The sequence below is a fragment of the Pseudofrankia coriaricola genome (assembly GCF_032027725.1).
In the GTDB taxonomy this organism is placed as follows: domain Bacteria; phylum Actinomycetota; class Actinomycetes; order Frankiales; family Frankiaceae; genus Pseudofrankia.
This window is the reverse complement of the sequence record NZ_JASNFO010000056.1, coordinates 23,530-42,813: the sequence shown is the minus strand read 5'-3', so window position 1 is coordinate 42,813 and position 19,284 is coordinate 23,530. Positions and strand designations below refer to the sequence as shown.

At 73.6% G+C, this 19,284-nt stretch carries 17 protein-coding genes; 6 read left to right on the top strand and 11 right to left on the bottom strand.

Features of this window, described 5'->3' with window-relative positions; all coding sequences use genetic code 11:
- Positions 1-83 precede the first annotated feature (83 nt).
- From QOZ89_RS28295 to QOZ89_RS28275, 5 genes are all read right to left on the bottom strand, one after another.
- Complete coding sequence (locus QOZ89_RS28295) at positions 84-1,973, bottom strand: cholesterol oxidase substrate-binding domain-containing protein (protein WP_083419692.1); 1,890 nt, start codon at positions 1,971-1,973, stop codon at positions 84-86.
- Between the two features lie 224 nt (positions 1,974-2,197).
- Positions 2,198-2,530 (bottom strand): DUF6343 family protein, encoded by a 333-nt coding sequence (locus QOZ89_RS28290; protein WP_241842249.1) that lies wholly within the window; start codon positions 2,528-2,530, stop codon positions 2,198-2,200.
- A gap of 73 nt (positions 2,531-2,603) precedes the next feature.
- A complete protein-coding gene (locus QOZ89_RS28285) occupies positions 2,604-3,320 on the bottom strand; it encodes a TetR/AcrR family transcriptional regulator (RefSeq protein WP_198543528.1) in 717 nt (238 codons plus the stop codon).
- Positions 3,321-3,468: 148 nt separating this feature from the next.
- Positions 3,469-4,218: an enoyl-CoA hydratase-related protein gene (locus QOZ89_RS28280; protein ID WP_071052778.1), complete on the bottom strand. Its 750-nt coding sequence runs from the start codon at positions 4,216-4,218 to the stop codon at positions 3,469-3,471.
- Between the two features lie 233 nt (positions 4,219-4,451).
- Positions 4,452-4,640: a ferredoxin gene (locus tag QOZ89_RS28275; RefSeq protein WP_071052779.1), complete on the bottom strand. Its 189-nt coding sequence runs from the start codon at positions 4,638-4,640 to the stop codon at positions 4,452-4,454.
- Positions 4,641-4,980: 340 nt separating this feature from the next.
- Here QOZ89_RS28275 and QOZ89_RS28270 point away from each other — a divergent pair, with 340 nt between their 5' ends.
- The gene (locus QOZ89_RS28270) at positions 4,981-6,444 is read left to right on the top strand and encodes a class I adenylate-forming enzyme family protein (RefSeq protein WP_071052822.1); all 1,464 of its coding nucleotides are present in this window, start codon (positions 4,981-4,983) and stop codon (positions 6,442-6,444) included.
- Positions 6,445-6,455: 11 nt separating this feature from the next.
- Here the strand turns inward: QOZ89_RS28270 and QOZ89_RS28265 are convergent, their stop codons facing one another.
- Positions 6,456-7,187 carry an LON peptidase substrate-binding domain-containing protein gene (locus QOZ89_RS28265; protein WP_312626456.1) on the bottom strand — a complete coding sequence of 244 codons (732 nt, stop codon included), beginning with the start codon at positions 7,185-7,187 and terminating at the stop codon, positions 6,456-6,458.
- 209 nt (positions 7,188-7,396) lie between these two features.
- The gene (locus tag QOZ89_RS28260) at positions 7,397-7,750 is read right to left on the bottom strand and encodes a hypothetical protein (protein ID WP_071052780.1); all 354 of its coding nucleotides are present in this window, start codon (positions 7,748-7,750) and stop codon (positions 7,397-7,399) included.
- A gap of 228 nt (positions 7,751-7,978) precedes the next feature.
- Here QOZ89_RS28260 and QOZ89_RS28255 point away from each other — a divergent pair, with 228 nt between their 5' ends.
- Complete coding sequence (locus QOZ89_RS28255; protein WP_312626454.1) at positions 7,979-9,859, top strand: deaminase; 1,881 nt, start codon at positions 7,979-7,981, stop codon at positions 9,857-9,859.
- A gap of 34 nt (positions 9,860-9,893) precedes the next feature.
- Here the strand turns inward: QOZ89_RS28255 and QOZ89_RS28250 are convergent, their stop codons facing one another.
- Together QOZ89_RS28250 and QOZ89_RS28245 are read right to left on the bottom strand one after the other, a co-directional pair.
- Positions 9,894-12,230: a DUF8189 domain-containing protein gene (locus QOZ89_RS28250; protein WP_312626452.1), complete on the bottom strand. Its 2,337-nt coding sequence runs from the start codon at positions 12,228-12,230 to the stop codon at positions 9,894-9,896.
- A gap of 337 nt (positions 12,231-12,567) precedes the next feature.
- Positions 12,568-12,822, bottom strand: coding sequence for a hypothetical protein (locus QOZ89_RS28245; protein WP_071052782.1), 255 nt, complete (start codon positions 12,820-12,822; stop codon positions 12,568-12,570).
- Positions 12,823-13,145: 323 nt separating this feature from the next.
- Between QOZ89_RS28245 and QOZ89_RS28240 the strand changes: the two genes are divergently transcribed.
- The 3 genes from QOZ89_RS28240 to QOZ89_RS28230 are packed head-to-tail and all read left to right on the top strand — an operon-like array spanning position 13,146 to position 16,077.
- Positions 13,146-13,991, top strand: a complete 846-nt coding sequence (locus QOZ89_RS28240) for a Nif3-like dinuclear metal center hexameric protein (RefSeq protein ID WP_071052824.1) — start codon at positions 13,146-13,148, stop codon at positions 13,989-13,991.
- Between the two features lie 56 nt (positions 13,992-14,047).
- The gene (locus QOZ89_RS28235; protein ID WP_071052783.1) at positions 14,048-14,791 is read left to right on the top strand and encodes a zinc ribbon domain-containing protein; all 744 of its coding nucleotides are present in this window, start codon (positions 14,048-14,050) and stop codon (positions 14,789-14,791) included.
- Between the two features lie 14 nt (positions 14,792-14,805).
- Complete coding sequence (locus QOZ89_RS28230; protein ID WP_071052825.1) at positions 14,806-16,077, top strand: bifunctional RNase H/acid phosphatase; 1,272 nt, start codon at positions 14,806-14,808, stop codon at positions 16,075-16,077.
- Positions 16,078-16,508: 431 nt separating this feature from the next.
- Here QOZ89_RS28230 and QOZ89_RS28225 read toward each other — a convergent pair whose 3' ends face one another.
- A complete protein-coding gene (locus tag QOZ89_RS28225) occupies positions 16,509-16,988 on the bottom strand; it encodes a hypothetical protein (RefSeq protein ID WP_071052784.1) in 480 nt (159 codons plus the stop codon).
- Positions 16,989-17,108: 120 nt separating this feature from the next.
- On the bottom strand, positions 17,109-17,969 hold the full coding sequence (locus QOZ89_RS28220) for an LLM class F420-dependent oxidoreductase (protein ID WP_071052785.1): 861 nt from the start codon (positions 17,967-17,969) through the stop codon (positions 17,109-17,111).
- Positions 17,970-18,275: 306 nt separating this feature from the next.
- On the opposite strand from QOZ89_RS28220, the gene QOZ89_RS28215 reads away from it, so the two are divergent.
- Positions 18,276-19,202 carry an alpha/beta fold hydrolase gene (locus QOZ89_RS28215; protein WP_241842250.1) on the top strand — a complete coding sequence of 309 codons (927 nt, stop codon included), beginning with the start codon at positions 18,276-18,278 and terminating at the stop codon, positions 19,200-19,202.
- Positions 19,203-19,284: the final 82 nt, after the last annotated feature.

Genomic DNA, 19,284 nt, shown 5'->3' with positions numbered 1-19,284 from the left:
GCCGCGCCGGACACCATGGTCGTCTCGGGCCACGATACGGCGTTCGCCATGACGGACGCGGCGCGTCCGTCACGGCGGCTGGCTCAGGGCAGAAGGGCGTCGAGCAGGGGGCTGGAGAAGACGCGGTTCGGGTCGTAGGTGTTCAGGGTCGCGACCGCCGTGTCGAAGTTGTCCCCGCCCGGCTGGCCGGTCCGCAGCGAGTTCGGCACCGTCGTGCCGATGGCGGTGCTGTCGGCCCATGCGGCGCTGTTCGTGTAGCCCCAGCCCTTGGACCATTCCACCCGGGCCGAGGCATAGCTGCCGGAATAGTTCGAGAAGACCCAGGCCTCGACCTCACGGTAGAACTGGTTCGCGTACGGCGTACCGGGCACGGTGAGAATGTCCAGCCAGACCGCGACGTCCCATTCCGGATGGTCGGGCCGTGGCCGCAGCGCGGACAGCTGCGGCGAACCGGCGCTCGGGACGCCGACGTCGCCGGCGGCGTCGAGCCCGGTGACCCGGATCTCGACGGGCCCGTTCATCGGGTACTGGCCGTTGTTCCGGTACGTGTTCAGCTTGTTGTTGTAGTACGTGCAGAACTCGTTGATGACGCGCTGGATGTTCGACCGGCTGGTCAGGATCGCGTAGCCGTTGGCGGTGACGCGCAGCGTCGTCGGCCGGACATAGAGGAGCAGGTCCTTCGACCAGCCCCATATGTCCCAGGTCGAGGTGGTGATCAGGCCTGCGCCGACGACGGCGATCTGCGTCCCGCCGAGCGTCGGGGCGAGCTCGGGATGGCCGGCCGAGATCTGGCCGACCAGGTCGGTGATCGACGACGGCAGGCTGTCGGAGAACGAGTAGTTGTAGGGGCTGGAGACCTGCCGCGACAGCAGTGGCTTGTTCGGGCTGCGGCTCCACACCTTCAGCCACGGGGTGTCGGTGAACGGGAACCAGATCGCCTCGACCCGGCCGGCGGAGTTGACGTAGCTGGCGAACGTGCGCCCGCTGGAGCCCTGCGTCGCGAACAGCTCCGTCCAGGGAACGTTGAACCAGCTCTGGCAGCGCAGCCGCTGGTTGGCGCCGACCTGCAGCGTCACCTCGGTGAGGAAAGCGCGGCCCAGGTGTGCCAGGAACGCCTTCGACGCCGCATCGGACCGGCTGAACGTGCGCAGCACGTACTGACTGGTGGCGGAGTCCCAGACGACGGCCGTCAGTGACGTGATCAGGTTCGACAGCGACCCGTAGGTGGTGCCGGGGACCCGGGTCTCGCCACTGGCGGGGACGGCGGTGCCGTGCGCGTCGATCGCGAGCACGCCGCCGACGGTGAGGTCACCGGGAGCGGGGGTGGCGGTCAGGCCGTAGCCAGCGGCCTGCAGCTGGGTGAGCAGGCTGTCCATCGTCACGCCGGTCTGCGCCCGGACGGTCGCCGGGGTCGACCCGGACGGCCCGGTGATCGTGACGGCGGTGAGGTGCTGGGTGGTGTCGACGAAGATGACGTTGTTGCCGGACGACCCGACGGCGACGCTCAGTGGTGACCAGCCGTGCGCCATGCCGCGGGGACGGATCTTGTAGTTGTTCGCCCGCGCCCAGTTGGCGAGGGTCACCACGTCCGCGGGCGTCGCCGGCGCGCAGGTCCACACGCCGGTGACGTTGATCTCCCGCGACCAGTTCTGGAATGTCTGCCGGTACAGCGGGATCGACGCCGGGAAGTTCGGCGGCGCCGGCGGGTCGGCGTGGGCCACGGCCACCCGCGCGACCGGCGTCCAGCCGACGGCGGTCACCGCCGCCGCACCGAGCGCCCCCGCCAGGACCGTGCGCCGGGTCCCGCCGCCCTCGGCGGCCATGGCACCGCCGTCCGGAATCGCCACACCGCCGCCCGCGCCCGGCCTGGCCGGCCAGGCCGGGCGGGCCAGGCCGGCTAAGCCGGCGCCGTCCGCGTCCTCACTGCCGCCGCCAGACCCCGCGCCGCCCCGGTCGTCGCGCCGTCGTCCCATCGCGGTCTCCTCCGTGCTCCGAGGGCCAGATCTGATGGCCCATCAGATAGTGGGAGCACGAAGGTAAGAGCGCGAGAGGAGCAAGGTCAACAGTTTTGGGCGTGCCTTCACATCGCCGCTGGTCACGGTCCTGATGTGCGGCGGAATGTGGGCCCGGTCTGCGGCCGGTTCCCCGCGGCTTCCTGGTAGAAGACCTTATGAGTCATCAGAAAGAAGAGACACTGCTACCGTGGGTAACTTCCGCTGCGGGTACGGTTCCCGGGCCGGGTGGCCGGGCCGAAGCCCGGCGGACGTGAACGACGATGCCGTCGCATCCGATGGATGATCACGGCCATGTCCGCCAGGGCGGTGGCCCCGACGACGCAGAGCAGGATGGCGGGCACCGTCCAGCCGGCGGCGGCGAACAGCCCCGCGACGACACCACAGAACACCAGCCCGAAGAACGCGAGCGCGGCCCGCAGCCGCAACGGGCTTCGGGCCGGCGCCGCGCCGGTGAACGCGGCGAACCTGCCGGCGGAGCGACGCGGCGCATCCGGCTGGCGTTGGGGAGGAAGCATCCGAGTCACGTCGTCCGGTGTGCCCGGGACGCGGCGCCCGAACCACGCTATCCGAGCGGCCCCGTGCGCCAGGTCACTCCTGGAGGTGCTGGAGGTGCTGGTGGAGCTGGAGGTGCTGGTCGAGTTGGGTGACGATGTCGCGCCAGTCGTCGCCGCGGCGGGCGGCGATGCCGGCGAGCACTGTGGTGAACTGATCGGTCGGCCTCGACGCGGGCGGCGGGCCGTCGGCGAGCATCGCGCGCAGGTGCCCCAGGTCCGACGGGTCGCGCTGGGCGAACACCCGCTGGTAGTCCAGCGCGACCGGATGGTTGGACACATCGGACTCCCGGTGGCGGCTCTCGATGACCGCGGCGCCCATCGCGCACTGTGTCACAAGGATGTAGGCCTCGAAGGCCTCGCACGCGCCGAATCCCCGGCGCACCAGCGCCGCGATCACGGCCTCCAGCGCGTCGACCATCCGGTCCAGCCCGAAGGCGCCGCTCATGACCTGGGCCAGCAGCGCGGGCGACTCGACGAAGGTGCGCCGGATGACGTCCGCCCACTCCAGCAGCCACAGCGACCAGTGCTGTCCTCGGTCGATCGGCAGCGCGATCATCGCCGCGGACTCCTCGGCGGCCAGGCGCAGCAGGTCGTCGCGGCCCCGCACGTAGTGGTAGAGCCCGGGGACGCTCACGCCGAGCCGTTCGGCCACCGAGCGTAGGCTGACCTGGTCGATGCCGATCTCGCCGGCGGCCCTGGCGATCGTCGCCCGGTCCATCCGGGGCGGACGCCCTACCCGGCGCTCGACCATGCAACCTCCCCCCGCTGTCGTCGTTTCCGCTGCCGATCCGGGTCGTTCGCCACTCAGTCTGACCGAGTGCGCGCGGTTCGTGGCGGAACGCGGCGAGCAACGGTGGGAAGGACAGCCGGACATCGGCCAGAAGTGGTGGGGAAGGCCCTTACCGCTTGGTGAGCCTGGCGATGGCGGCCTGGGCCTCGGGGGACCTGGAGGTGCGGGTGAAGACCTCGCCCTCCAGTGCCGCGGCCGCGTGCAGCTCGGCGATCGTCGTCTCGCCGTGCAGCAGCTTGCGGACCGCCGCGAGCGCGCCCGCGGGGCGGGCGAGCAGCGCCTCGACCCGGTCGGCGACCCGCGCCCGCAGCGCGCCGGCGTCCGGCAGCACCTCGGTGATGATCCCGGCCTCCAGCCCCTCCTGCGCGCTGAAGACATCCCCGAACAGCAGCAGCCTCGCCGCCCGCTGCGGCCCGGTGACCCGCGGCAGCAGCACCGACGACGCCGCCTCCGGCACCACCCCTAGGTTGACGAACGGCATCCCGAACTTCGACCGCGCCGTCGCGTACACCAGGTCGCAGTGCAGCAGCATGGTCGTGCCGATGCCGATCGCCGCGCCGTCGACCTCGGCGACCAGCACCTTCGTCGTGTCGATGAGCGCCCGGATGAAGCGGGCGGTCGGGCCGCTCGGCTCGAGGACGTCGTGTTCGGCGATGTCGGCCAGTTCGTTGCCGGCGGTGAACGCGCCGCCGCTGCCGGTGAAGAGCACGACCCGGACGGACTCGTCGGCCTCCGCGCCGACCAGCGCGTCGCCGAGCGCCTGGTACATGTCCTGCGTGATCGCGTTGCGCTTGTCCGGCCGGTTGATCCGGACGGTCAGCACCCCGCCGGCTGCCTCGGTCTGCACGTGATCGGTCATGACCGTCTCCTACCAATCTCGCGGGTGCGGCGGGCGCGCGGCCGGACGCTCCGCGCCCGCCGCTGCGCCCGCCTGTCGGGCGCGGAGCGCCCTTCCCGGCTGGTTCCGGGTCGATGTACATGACGGTGGTCGGGCTGGATTCGGGCTGACGAGGTGGGGTCGGCTACCGCTCATCGACGAGGCGGCCGGGCCGCGCCGGTCCATCCGGCGCTCCGCCCGGCCGCGGGACCGCCTTAGTCGACGAGCTTGATGGCCTGCTTCGGGCAGGAGCGCACGGCCTTCTCCAGGTCCGGACGCAGCGACTCGTCGGGCTCCTCGACGACCGACAGGTACTCGTTGTCGTCCAGCTCGAACACCGACGGCACCAGCCCGACACAGATCGCGTTGCTCTCGCAGACGTCCCAGTCGACTACGACCCGCATGATGACCCTCCTTCAGTGGTGATCCCGCAGTGGTGATCCCGCCGGTGCAGGAGCGCCGACGCGGCGCTGCCCGGGGTTCCTGCCGGATCGGCGGAGCTTGCGGAGCCGATCTGGCAGGTCCGGGCGGCCCGTAACCCCCATCAAACCGCATATGACCTACCACGAGCAGGCTGCCCACGCACCAGCCTGCCGTATCCCCGGGCCTCGGCCGGACAGCCACCCGCGGCTACCACCAGTGGTAGTTGCCGCCGGCATGCTGGCATCTCCCACGAAACCAGCGACGGATCGGCCCGGTCGCCGACCGCGGCCCGTGACATGCAGATTGGATACGTTCTGGTTCATGCTGGCGGAGACGGTGCGGGAGGCGGCTCGGCGGTTCGGGGACGCGGTGGCGTTCGTCGACCCGGACGGAACCCGGCTCTCGTTCGCGGCGCTGGACACCGGTTCGGACGCGGTCGCGGCCGGGCTCGCGGCCCGCGGGCTGGGCGCCGGCGACCGGCTGGTCCTGCGGATCGCCTCGACAAGCCGCTACGTGCTCGCCTACGCCGCCGCCGCGAAACTTGGCGCGGTCACCGCCGGGGTGAACCCGGTGCTCGCCCCGCCCGAGCAGGAACGGCTCGCCGGGCTCGCCGACCCGGCCGTCGTGCTCACGGACGGCGCGGAGGTCGACGAGCTGGCTGCCTACGGCTCGGCGGTGCTCGAGGCCGGTTCGGCGGCCGTGCCCGGTCCGTTGCCGGCCGACGAGAGCCGCCCGGTCGCGATCGTGTTCACCTCCGGTACCACCGGCCTGCCCAAGGCGGCCGTCTTCACCGAGCGGCAGCTGCGTGCCGTCACCCGGATCGACACCGGCGGCGTCTGGGCGGACCGGCCCGGTGAGGCGACGATGGCGACCACCCAGTTCGCCCACGTCGGGTTCATGACAAAGCTGCCCTGGTACCTCCAGCGCGGCCATCGCATGCACATCCAGGGCCGCTGGCGGGCCCGCGACACCCTGGCGATGCTCGCCGAGCACCGGATGACGACCGTCAACGCCGTCGCCCCGCAGCTCGCGCTGCTGTTACGCGTCCCGGACTTCGACAGCTTCGACCTGAGTGCCGTCGGGCTGATCATCGCGGGAGCGGCGGCGTCGCCGCCGGCGCTCGTCGAGGAGGCCCGCCGCCGGCTCGGCGCCCCATACAGCGTCCGCTACTCCTCCACCGAGTCGGGGGGCTGCGGCCTGGGCACCGCGCCGGACGCCGACGACGAGGAGGCGCTGTTCACGATCGGCCGGCCGCGTCCCGGCATCGCCTGCGAGATCCGTGACGACGATGGCCACCTGGCCGGCACCGGTGACGTCGGCGAGCTGTGGCTGCGCACCCCGAGCGCGTTCGCCGGCTACTGGCGCGACCCGGCGGCGACGGCGGCGACGGTCGTCGGCGGCTGGATCCGCACCGGCGACCTGGGCCGGATGGACGAGCGGGGCCTGGTCCGGCTGGTCGGCCGGCGCAAGGAGATGTTCATCCGCGGCGGCTACAACGTCTACCCGGCCGAGGTGGAGGCCGCGCTCGGCACCCACCCCGCCGTCGCCCAGTGCGCCGTCGTGCCCCGGCCCGACCCGGTGATGGGCGAGATCGGCGTCGCCGTCGTCGTCCCCCGCGACGGCGCCCGCCCGCCGACGCTCGCCGAGCTGCGTGACCACCTCTCCGGCCTCGTGGCGCGCTACAAGCTCCCCGAGGACCTGCGCCTGGCCGCCGACCTGCCCCTCACCGCCGTCCACAAGCTCGACCGCGCCACCCTCACCCGCCAGATCCTCGGAACCTCCTGACCTTGGTGCCGTCAGTTCAGGCTGGGCGGGATGCGGGCGAGGCCGGGGGAGCTGACCGTGGTGATCGTGGTCAGCAGGGCGAGCTCGCGGCGCAGCATGGCCTGCTCGGCACGCAGCCGGCTCGCCGCGTCCGGGGCCTCGAGCAGTTCCTGCCGGTGCGCGATGTCCGGCACGACCGCGGCGGCGACCAGGTAGGACAGCGCCGCCGGCTCGTCGGGCAGGTCGGGCAGGCGGATCTCCAGCGCCTTCTTCTCGGCCAGCCTGGCGGTGTACTCGCGCAGCAGGCCCTGTACCGCCGGCACCAGCGCGACCGCGGCCTCGGCGTCGCCGGCCTCGTCGGCCAGGTAGACCACCTCGCCGATCAGGTAGGGCCGGCTCTCGACGTCGACCGAGCGGATCGTGAAGCGGCGCTCCCCGACGGTCATCAGCGAGTAGCGGCCGTCCGGGAGCCGCTGGGCCCGGCGCAGCACCGCCGCACAGCCGACGTCGTAGAGCTCGGGGCGCTGCGGGCCGACCTCGCGGCCGTGCCGGATCGCGACGACGCCGAACGCGCGCGGCGTGTCCTCGGGCAGGTCGAGCAGGTCGCCGACCAGCTCCCGGTAGCGGGGCTCGAAGATCTGCAGCGGCAGCAGTAGCCCGGGCAGCAGCACCGTTCCGAGCGGGAACAGCGCCAGCCGCTCGGTCGCCGGCCCGCCGTCCTGATCGCCGGTCGCCTCGTCCGTTCCCGTCGGTTCGTCCGTCACACTCGCCGCCTCCGTCCCCTTCGCCCCATGGTCCCACCGCGCGGGTCCGGACGCCCTGCCCCTGGCCTTGTCCGTCGGGCTGTCTCGGGTCGAGGCGTCCGCCGTGTCTTATGCCCCGGTTTGGGGAGTATTCACCTACTGCCGGTCCGGTGGCCGCCGGAGGTGCCACCGCCCGGGTCTTCGGAGTCCCTGGCGGTCAGGGCGGCGGGCTACGGGAAGCGGCGGGTCAGCGGCTCGCGCTGGTGGGCGGCGCGAGTGAAGAACCGGAGGGTGGCTGGCTTCGGCTCGGGCGTGGACCAGTGGGAGCTGACGACAGGTTGGACGGGCCGCGTGGCGCGACGTGGCAGGCCCGAGACGTCCGCCCAGGAGACATTCAGGCTGCCGCACTGCGGGCAGCGCTGGCCCAGCATCGGCGGCGGCACCGGCACCCCCCGGCGGAAGTAGGTCTCCAGGAGGTCGCCCTCGTAGCCGGTCCACCGGACCACCTCGTAGCCCTGCCGCCACTCCAACTGGCAGTGACGGCACGTGAACAGCACCTCGACCGGTGTCCGCTCGACCTCCATGGCGACCTCCCGCTCTCGCGGAGCCGGAGCACATCGGGGCGCCGGCCCCGAAGAGGAACTGCCCAGGGCCCTCACACCCAACCAGCGCCCCACACCCGGCCGTGGCGGCGACAGCGGACGGAGACACCTGGGAGTGGCTACCGGGCCGCGTTGCGACCGCGGCAGGGGCGCTGACAGGGTGGTGGGGGAGACACCGTCCGGTGGGGATGGCGAGCCGGCAAGGAGACCATGGCGGACGACGAGGGCGGGTGCCGGATCGGGCTTGCCGAGCATCTGCGTACACCGGAGCTGGTGTTCGGGATCGTGCGGACCGTCGGCACGGAGACGGCGCCGGTGCTCCAGGAGCTGCACGCCGCGCTCGCGGCCGCGAACTACCTGGTCTTCCGGATCGACCTGGACGCCCTGCTCGCGCCGATGGAACCCGGCGACGACACCGGGCGGCCCGTCGCCGCGGGCGTCGCTCCCGGCGAGGCCGCGCGCGCGGAACCATCCGCGCCGGCGGCGCCGCCCGCGATGAGGGAACCGTCGGCGGCCAGAGGGCCCGCCGGGACGGCCGAGCCGCACGGCCCGGCGGAGTCGCCCGGAGCGGCGAAGCCAGCGGGACCAGCGGGACCAGCGGGACTGGCCGGCCGGCCGGGGCCGGTGGACCTGCCGGCGGACGAGCCGACGCGGCGCGAGCTGCTGATGGACGCGGGCGACCAGCTGCGGGCGCGGCTGGGCCGGGCCGACGCGGTCGCACTCGTCGGGGTGCGCGAGATCCACGAGATCCGCGGCGGCGACGGCATCGACCACATCCGCCCCCGCGCGTTCGTCCTGGACAGCCTGACCCACAAGGCCGAGGTGGAGACGCTGCGCCAGGTCTACGGCCGGCGCGCCTTCTTCATCGCCTGCGACGCGCCGCGCCCGGAGCGGGCCAGGATGCTCGCGCAGCTGTTCGAGCGTAGCGCCGGGCTCGCCGCGACCGACGCCGAGCGGGCCGCGACCCATGCCGTCGACCGCGACTTCGGCCTGGCGACCAGCCTCACCTCACCCCCGGTCCCGCGCGGGCTGCGGCTGTCGTCGTCGGCGGCGCTGGAGCGCTGCGACCTGTTCGTCCGCTGCGACGACCCGACGCAGACCCGCCGGCACGTGCGCCGCCTGGTCGAGTGCATCCACAGCCACCCGTTCCATACGCTGACGATGGACGAGCTGGGCATGGCCGCCGCCTACCGCGGCTCGCTCACGACGGCGGTGCTGGCCCGCCGCGTCGGCACAGCGATCATGGTGGACGAGCAGATCGTCGCGGTCGGCGCGAACGAGGTGCCGAAGGCTGGCGGCGGCTACTACCACACCGAGAGCCAGCCGGACGGGCGCGAGTTCATGGCCGGCCTGGACGCCTCCGACGGCATCCGGGCGCAGATCCTCGCCGACCTGCTCGCCCGGCTGCGCGCCGGCTGGTTCACCCCGGAGCTGCGCCGGCGCACCGTCGCCGAACTCACCGAGCTCGCCATCAACGACGAGAACATCCGCGACGCGGACCTGTTCGACGTCATCGAGTACGGCCGCACCACCCACGCCGAGATGGTGGCGATCACCTCCGCCGCCCGCCGCGGCATCTCGATCGAGGGCGGCACCCTCTACAGCACGACGCTGCCCTGCCACGAGTGCACCCGCAACATCATCGCCTCGGGCCTGGCCAGGGTCGTCTACCTGGAGCCGTACCACAAGAGCAAGGGCGGCGAGCTGCACCGCGACGCGATCGACCTGTTCCCCGAGCCGATGGCGCGCACCGACCGGGTGTCGTTCGAGCCGTTCTCCGGCTTCTCCCACCACCGCCTGTCGGACCTGTTCTCCTGGGTGCCGCGCAAGGCCGACGACGTGCGGCGCGCCAGCGGCGAGCGGATCCGCCTCGACGGCCGCGCCGTGATCTGGCGCGCCCACGAGGCGGCGCTGCGCCCCAGTATCAGCGACCCGGCGTTCGCCGAGACCGACGGCCTGACCCGCCTCGTCACCGAGATGCGGGTCCTCGCCGCCCTCCCGGGCCCCCGCCCCCGCTCCGCCTGCAGCCCCCTCAAGGACCTGGAAGCCCTCCTCGACACCATCGCCACCACCCTCGACAACGGCACGTGAGGCGGGCGCGCGGAGCGCCCCCGCCCGCCACCGGTTATGCGATGCGGCTGGCGGGGAACCAGTTCCCCGAGGCGTCGCGGAACATCTGGTGGAGGCGGTCGCCGACGCGGGCGACGACCTCCAGGTGGCCCTGGAAGGTGCTCTGGATCATCGTCACCGCGTCGATACGGCCGAGGTTCGTCGCGAACGGGCGCGGGCCGCTCCACGGGGTGGCGAAGGCGCTGTTGTTCCGCCAGTAGTGGATCAGCCCGCTGTTCGCGCCCGGCACGACGACCTCGAAGTTGCGTGACGACCCGAACACGCTCTCGATCATCACCGGGTTGCCGGCTACGCCGTCGGCGAAGGCGACCGTGATGTGCCAGGCCGCCGCGGAGGTCTGGTCGCGCCAGATGTGGAGCAGCCGGCTGCCAACCCGCACGACCGCCTCCAGGCTGCCGACGCCGCCGCCCCGGCTGCCCTGGATGAGGCTGACGGCGTCGGCGTGACCGAGTTCCGGCAGGACCTGGCGCGGGTTGCTCCAGGGGAAGCCGAAGACGTCGTGGTTGCGCCACATGTGCATCAGGCCGACGCCGGTCGACGGGAAGAGCATCTCGAAGTTGCCCCGGGAGCCGTAGCGGCTCTGCACCAGCGAGTGCGTGCCGGCGGCGCCGGTGGCGATCCGGGCGGGCTTCGACCAGACGAACGTGCCGGTGCTGTCCCGCCACAGGAAGTGCAGGTCGGCACCGACCCGCACGACGGTCTCCAGCGGCCCCGGTGCCTGCAGGGTGCTCTGGACCATCGACACCGCGTCGAGGCGGCCGAGCACCTGCGCGGTCTGGAACGGGTCCTCCCAGGGGAAGCCCGGCTGGTCGAAGTTCTCCCACCGGTGGGTGAGGCCCGAGAACGACGAGGCGGAGAGCAGCTCGAAGTTGCCGAGTTGCCCCAGGCCCCTGGCCTGGATGAGGAGCGGATTGCCGGTGGCGCCCCGGCCCCAGCCGACGTGCGCCGGGGTGTACCGGCAGAAGTTGAACGTGTTGCCGCGCATCAGGCAGTCGACCGGGGCGGCGGCGCAGGCGTCGCAGTTGCCGTTGACGACCCCGAACCGGCCCCATGCCCCGCCGCAGTCGCAGCCCGACGAGGCGTACTCGTCGACCGCGCCGAAGATGTGGCACGACTCGTGGGCGACCACCCGGTCGAGGTTGTCCGGGCCCCAGCCGTCGTTGTCATACGTCAGCACCAGCCGCGGCCCGCCGATGGCCGCGTAGGCGAAGTAGCGCACCGGGTACTTGGTGACGAACATGACGTAGCCCCAGCGGGTGCCGAGCTGGCCGCGGACCTCGTCGGCGTAGTCGTAGACGCCGTCGAAGTTCGCCTGGTAGCCGAGCTTGGCCATCGTCGGGTCGCGCCAGTAGGCCTCCAGGTCGTCCTGGGACGGGTCGGCGGCCTGGCCGAGCCGGACGATCTGGATGTCGTAGCTGAACGTGACGTCGGCGGCCGGGTTGGCGGCCGCGAGCCAGGACAGGCCGTTCTGCGCCTCGGCGACGACCTTCGTCCGCTCGGCCGCGGTGAACTGCAGATCGGCGGTGGGCCCCTCGACGAGGACCAGGCCGACGGCGACGCTGCCCTCCAGGTAGGAGCTCAGGGGCGCGGCGCCCACCTCGCCAGCGGTGGAGGTGCCGTCGGGGGCGATCGTGGCGCCGGCGGAGCGGGACGCGACCTCCGCGGCCACGGCCGCGGCGTGCACCTGTATGGGCGCGACGTGCGCCGGCAGGTCCGCGACGGCCAGGGCACTCGGCCCCGGGGCGTCCGCGGTGTCTTTGCCCGCGCCGCCCGCGTCGCCCGTGGGCGTGGCCGGTGGGCGGACGCGCGCGGCTGCCCCCCGGGGAGGCGCGATGTCGGTGCAGGCGTACTCCATGTCCCACAGCTGCCCGTCACGCGGGCGCTCCTGCTTGCCTCGCCGGTAGGCGGCGCTCGCGCGCAGCCGGAACGCCTCAAGGCCGAGGGTCTCGGTCCGGTCCAGCCCGGCGGCGAGGCCCGTCGTCGCGACGACCGACCCGTCGGTCGAGCCGAGGGCGGCACGGTCGTGGTCGTCCGTCGTGGCCGCGGCCCGCGGTGTCGCCCGCTCCGCGGCCGCCGGCTGCCCGCCGGCGCCAGGAACGCCGAACGCGCCGAGGACCTGGACCCGCCCGTAGCGGTGCAGGACGCGTTCCCCGGCGGCGACGGCGGCGGCGGCCGCTGGGTCCGCGCCCGTGGGCTCGGCGGCGGAGCCGATGGCCGGCGTGGCCGGCTGATCGTCAGGTGCCACCCGCAGGCCGGCTCCGCCCACCCCAGAAGACCCGGTGGCGCCGGGCGCGATCAACACCCGCTCGTCGGCCGGAACATCCCCCGCCATAGTCGATCCTTTGTCCTCTCGTGGATGAGCAGTGGGGAGTGCTGTGGACTGCTGTCGGGATTTGTATCGTGCCCTCCGTGCCGGACGGGCACTTTCGCCCTACTCGGCAGTTATCGACAGCCGGGAGACGTGCCACCGCGGTCGTCCCGGGGCGTGGCAGGTTGTTGCCAAACCCGCCGTCGTGGCCCGGCTTTTGACCGGGTGCCGGGGAACGGCCGTCCCGCCGATGGCGATCTCGCCGATGGCGGTCCCGCCGATGGCGGTCCCGCCGATGGCGGTCCCGCCGATGGCGGTCCCGCCGTGCCCGCGCGGACCGGGCCCGGCCCGGCCGAGCTGGTCAGGCGGGCGGGAGACGGTGCTGCGGCCCACCGCCGGTGGAGGGCCCGGACGTCATGTCCGGCCAGCCCGGCATCTGCATGGGCATTGCCGGCGGCATCGCCCCGGCCCCGCCCTGCGCGGCGGCCTGCGCGCTCATGGCCTCGGACACCTTGCGCATGATCGCCTCGACCAGGCGCACCGCCTGCCCGGTGGCCAGGTTGAGCACGATCTCGGAGTCACCGGCGACCTGGAAGCGCACCGACACGTCGGCCATGTGGCCTTTCCCTTCGTCGTGGACGTTCTGGGTCGCAGACTGCCCAGCCCGCTTGCGTGAAGCGTGGAGCCGTCCGTGGCGCGAAGAAACAGACGATGCGCCTCGTTCGGCCCGGACAGTCCGCACCGCAAGTGAACTTACGGCGTTGCGATTTGCGGTATCCGCCCCCCGGTAGGGTCGCGCTGATGAACAACCACGTGGACACGACGGGTGACGACACGGGCGCTACCAACGTGGTCACCTCAAGCCCCGTGGGCCGCCCCGCCCAGGCCGCCGGGACGGCTGCCCTCGGGGACGCCGGCGCCGCCGTCACCCCCGGCGATGTGACGGCCGGCGGCGTGACCGTCGCTGACTGCGTCGCCGCGCTCGAGGACGCCTACCCGCCCGGGTTCGCCGAGTCGTGGGACGCCGTGGGCCTGTCCGTCGGCGAGCCGGACGCGCACGTGGGCCACGTCCACTTCGCCGTCGACCCGACCGTCGAGGTGGCCGCCGAGGCGGTGGCGCTCGGCGCGGGCCTGCTCGTCACCCACCACCCGCTGTTCCTGCGCGGCGTGCACGGCGTCGCGGCGACGACCGCGGGCGGGCGGGTCGCCACCAGCCTCATCCGCGGCGGGGCCGCGCTGTTCACCGCCCACACGAATGCCGATGTGGCCTGTGCCGGCGTCAACGACGCGCTGGCCGCCGCGCTCGGCCTCACCGACGTTCGCCCGCTCGCCGAGGGCCGGGGCAACCCGGGGCTCGGCCGGCTCGGCGACCTGGCCGCGGCCGAGCCGCTGTCGGCGTTCTGCGCCCGGGTCGGGGCCGCGCTGCCGGCGACCGCCGGCGGCGTGCGGGCCACCGGCGACCCGGACCGGCCGGTGCGCCGGGTCGCGGTCTGCGGCGGCTCCGGCGGGGAGCTCGCCGCCGCGGCCGCCGCCGCCGGCGCGGACGCCTTCCTCACCGCCGACGGGCGCCATCACCACGTGCTCGACGCGGTCGCGGCGCACGGCGTCGCGATCGTCGACGTCGCCCACTGGGCGAGCGAGTGGCCCTGGCTCGCCTACGCGGCCGAGCGGCTTGTCGCTGCTTTGTCCGCCACCGGCCGTACCGTGGTCACGTCGGTGTCGACGCTCGTCACCGACCCGTGGCGGCTGCACGTCCCCCAGGGCACGCGACCCGTGACGCCCTAGCCGCCCCGCCCCGCACCTGTCCCTGCCCGACCCGCGAAGCTCGCCGCGAGGAGACCATGAAGGCCGACCCAGCCACCCAGCTCCGTCTCCTCGACCTACAGACCCTCGACTCGGGCCTGGACCGGCTGGCGGCCCGACGCCGCGACCTGCCCGAGCTCGCCGTCATCGCCGAGCGCACCAAGGTCGTCGACTCGCTGCGCGCCGACATCGTCCGGGTCGAGACCGAGATCTCCGACCTCGCCCGCGCGCAGCGCAAGCTCGACGACGAGATCGACCTGGTGCGTTCCCGCGCCGACCGCGACCGCCGCCGCCTGGACGCCGGCCAGGTCAGCAACGCCCGTGAGCTGGAGAACCTGCAGTCGGAGCTGGCCTCGCTTGCCCGCCGGCAGGGGGTGCTGGAGGACGAGGCGCTGGAGAAGATGGAGGCGGCCGAGGAACTCGACGCGCGGCTGGCGAAGCTCGTCGCCGAGCGCGACCGGGTCCAGGCCGAGCTGGACAGCTCGGCGGCCCGCCGCGACGAGGCGTTCGCCGAGATCGACGCCCAGGCCGCCGGGACCCGCCGGGAGCGCGAGACGCTCGCCCCGGCGCTGCCGGCCCCGCTGGTGACCCTCTACGAGCGGATCCGGTCGACGTCGAACGGCGTGGGCGCGGCGAAGCTGGTGCGCCGCCGCTGCGAGGGCTGTCACCTGGAGCTCTCCGGCGCCGACCTGCGGACGCTCGCGTCGAGCCCGGCCGACGAGGTGGTGCGCTGCGAGGAGTGCCGGCGCATTCTCGTCCGGACCGCCGAGTCAGGGCTGTAGTGGCGGTGGGGGCGGTGACGAGCGCGCGGGTCGTGATCGAGGCCGACGGCGGGTCGCGGGGCAACCCTGGCCCGGCCGGCTACGGCGCGGTGGTCCGCGACGCCGACAGCGGCGCGCTGCTCGCCGAGCGGGCCGGCGCGATCGGCGTCGCGACGAACAACGTCGCCGAGTACCAGGGCCTGATCGCCGGCCTGCGGGCCGCCGCCGAGGTAGCCCCGGACGCCGAGCTCGAGGTCCGGATGGACTCCAAGCTCGTCGTCGAGCAGATGAGTGGCCGCTGGAAGATCAAGCACCCGTCGATGCGGCCGCTGGCCGCCGAGGCCGCTGGGCTCGCCACGGCCCGGCCGTCATCGGTCCGCTACCGCTGGATCCCCCGGGAGCGCAACAAGGACGCCGACCGGCTCGCGAACGAGGCGATGGACGCGGCTGCCGCCGGCCGCGTCTGGGAGCCCTCGACCACTCCGCCCCTGGGGCCTCCGGCCGCGCGAGGCTCCGCCAGTGTCGCCGCCGGGGTCCCCAGCGACTCTGCGCCAGCAGATCGCTGGGGGAGCGCTTTGGCCGGCCAGTCTCCGGACCCCACGCCCGTGCCCGCGCCGACGACCCGGCGGCTGTCGGGCTGGGTGGCGCCGCCGGCGCCCGCGACCTGGACCGTGCTGCTGCGCCACGGGCAGACCCCCGTCTCGATTGAGAAGCGTTTCGGCGGGACGGTCGACGCGCCGCTGACCGAGGTCGGCCACGCCCAGGCCGCCGCCGCGGCCGAGCGGCTGCGCGGCGAGGCGTTCGACGCGGTGATCTCGTCGCCACTCAAGCGCGCCCGCCAGACAGCCGAGGCGGCGTACGCCGGCCTGGTCCCGGCGCCAGGCCGCGACGAGGTCGCGTTCGTCGTCGACGAACAGCTGCGGGAGACCGACTTCGGCGCCTGGGAGGGGCTGACGTTCGCCGAGGCGCGCGAGCGCGACCCGGGCGGGCTGTCCGCCTGGCTCGCCGACCCGGCCGTCCCGCCGCCCGGCGGGGAGAGCCTCGCGGCGACGATCGAGCGGGTGGACGCCGCGCTCGCGGCCCACCGCGCGGCCTTCCCCGGCGGGCGGCTGCTCGTCGTCACCCACATGGGGCCGATCAAGTCGGCCGCGTCGCTGGCGCTCGCGGCCGGGCCCGCCGTCTTCTACCGGCTGCACCTGGACCTGGCGTCACTGACGACGATCGCCTGGTACTCCGACGGCCCCGCCGTCCTGCACGCCTTCAACGACGTCAGCCACCTGCCCACGGGCTCCCTCGCCGACGAGTAAGCGGTCCCGTGGCCGGACGCTCCGCGCCCGCCACCGGGCGCCGCCTATCGGGGCGAGGCGCTGTACGCGCTCGCCCCGTGTCGGGCGCTGGGCGCCCTCCTCGCGTGGTTCCGGGCCCTGGCATATCGCGGTGGTATGGCTGGGACCGGGCTGACGAGGTGGCTGGGTGGGTATTGCGCCAATGCGCCGTCACTTGCTGTGGCTGGACATCCGAGCCCATGGGATGTCTGTCGGGCGCTGAGCGCCCTCCCACGTGGTTCCGGGGCGAGGCGTATGACGGTGGTTGACCTGGTTGCAAGTCAGCGAGGTGGCTGGCAGACCTCCCAGATCGGCTCCGCCGCTCTGGCAGGGACCCCGGGCGCAGCGCTGATGCGCCGTCACCACGGGTGGTTGGGTACCGCTTACCGCTTGACGGTTCCATCCATGGGGTTTTAGGCGGGAACGGCCGAGCCTGGCGGGTCGGGGGGCTCGTGGCCGGGGGCGTCCCAGGGGAGACGATCGCCGTGGCGGTGACGCTTGCGGCGGTAGGCGCGGTCCTCGACGCGCAGCAGCCAGGCATCGACGAAGAGCCGCTCGCCCGGGCCCAGGGTGGCGGCGACGGCCGGCGGCGGGGCCTCGGTGTAGACGCCGACGACGTAGGGCTGCTCGGCGATCCGGCCGGCGGCCTGGGGTGGCAGCGGGACCAGCGCCAGCCGCGGCGGGCAGTCCAGGGTCACCGACACGAGCTGGCGCAGAGCGTCGAGCGCCGTCAGCGGCCGGGTGGGAGGCGGGGCCGTGGTTCCCGGCACCGGGCTCTCGGTGCCGGCTGGCGCCGCGGGAACTCCGGTGCCCGGGCCGAGGACGACCAGCAACTCCACCGGGACATCCCAGCTGGGCCTGCCCTGTGCACCCTCAGTGGTCTGCCCGGTCACCAGAAGCCACCTCCCGCCGCAACGGTAGCGCGCCGCACCCGCGCCCCGGAACTGGCCAAGGCCGGACAACCGGCAACCGGCCCGTTCAGGCGACGACGGCGCGCCCGCCAGCGGCCCCCGCTAGGTGAGCAGAGCGGGGGCCAGACGGCGCCATTCGTCGCGGGGGAGGGTGTTGTCGGCGGTGAGGACCTGGACGCAGACGTGGTCGGCGCCGGCGGCGCGGTGGTCGGCGACCCGCTGGGCGATCGCGGCCTCGTCGCCGATGACGATCGTGGCGTCGACGAGGCGGTCGGTGACGGAGAACAGGTCGTCATCGGTGAACCCGAGCCGGCGCAGGTTGTTCGCGTAGTTCGGCAGCTGCAGGTAGCCGGTCAGGAACGGCCGGGCGATCTCCAGGCCGGCGACCCGGTCGTCGGTCAGGACGACAGTCTGTTCCGGCGCCAGCAGCGGCCCGGCTCCCAGCGCCTCGCGCGCGATCGCCGTGTGCTCCGGGCTGACCAGATACGGGTGCGCGCCGCGGGCCCGGGTACGGGCGAGCTCGAGCATCTTCGGGCCGAGGGCGGCGAGCACCCGGTCGGCGACCGGCACCGGCGGGGTGGCGGCGTCGATGGCGTCGAGGAAGGCCGTCGTCGCGCGCAGCGGCGCCTGGTAGCGGCCGGGCTCCTTCTGGTCGACGAGCGGCGCGTGGCTCACGCCGATCCCGAGCAGCAGCCGGCCGCCGAACTTGTCGGCGAGCGCGGCCCGCGAGGCGGCGACGTCGGCAGGCTCGTGCATCCAGAGGTTGAGGATCCCGGTGGCGACGACGGCGCGGTGCGTCGCCCCGAGCAGGTTCTCCAGCGCGTCGAACACCGGCCCACCCGCGTCCGGGATCCAGATCGCCTGGTAGCCGAGCTCGTCGATCTCGGCCGCGGCCTCGGCGGCCGGGCCCGGGGCGCCATAGCGCAGCTGGGAGTTCCAGATGCCGACTCCGCCAAGATCCATCGTGGCCGCGCCTCCTCGAGTCTGGTCAGGCGGAGATACCCGACCGGTCACGTGACCGTATCTAGCCGGCCGTGAGCCTGCCCACACGTCATCCCCGGGTGACATCGGCGGATGTCACCGAGGGATGACGTGGTTTGCTGAGATGTCGGGCGGCGCGGCCGCCCGTCCGTGGCATGCCGCGGCCCGTGGCGACACAGGGGCGAAAAAGGGGTGGCTGTGAGCGTCCAGCAGCATGGCCGAAGGTCGCGCGACGATGGCGAAGCCTCGCGCGACCGGAGGCTTCTGGCAAAGGCGAGCAGTTTCGAGGTGGCCGGGCTGCGGCTCGCGGGGGACCGGTGGGACCCGCCGGCGGGTGACAGCCACGGGGTCGTGCTGCTGATGCACGGCGGTGGGCAGACCCGCCACTCGTGGCGGCGCACCGGCGAGCGGATGGCCGAGCTCGGCTGGACCGCCATCGCGCTGGACGCCCGCGGCCACGGCGACAGCGACTGGGATCCGGAGCAGGACTACAGCCACGTCGCCATGGCCGACGACCTGGGCGAGATCGTGCGCCAGCTCGGCGAGCCGCCCATCCTCGTCGGCGCGTCGATGGGCGGAATCACCGCCCTCGTCGCGCAGGCGCGCGACCCGGGGCTCGGCCGGGCGCTGGTCCTCGTCGACATCACCCCGCGCATCGAGCCGGCGGGCATCAAACACATCTTCGAGTTCATGACGTCGGCGCCGAACGGGTTCGCGGACCTGGAGGAGGCCGCCGAGGCGATCGCCGCCTACAACCCGAACCGCAAGCGGCCGCCGAGCCAGGAGGGCCTGAAGAAGAACCTGCGGCTGCGCGACGGCCGCTGGCACTGGCACTGGGACCCGGCGTTCATGAAGATCCGCGAGGAGGCCCGCCGCGAGCTCGGCCACGACGTCCTCGAGGCCGACGGCCCCGGCGCTTCCGGGGGCGCCGACGTGGCCTCGGAGGATTTCCTCGCCGAGGCGGAGCGGGCGATCCAGAGCGACCGGCTGCGCGACGCGGCCCGCTCGATCCGTGTCCCGGTCCTGCTGGTGCGCGGCAAGCAGTCCGACATCGTCAGCGAGGAGGGCGCCGCCGAGCTGCTGGCGCTCATCCCGCACGCCGAGTATGTCGACGTCACCGGCGCCGGCCACATGGTCGCCGGGGACGACAACGACGTCTTCGCCGGCCGTCTCGGCGACTTCCTCGCGCGTCTTCCCGCGCTGCCGCCGCGCTGACGGCCGCGCCGGTCCGGCGGCGCATCGGTCCGGTAGGTCGCCGAGCGATGTCATCGTACGATGACATCGCCGGGTGACATTG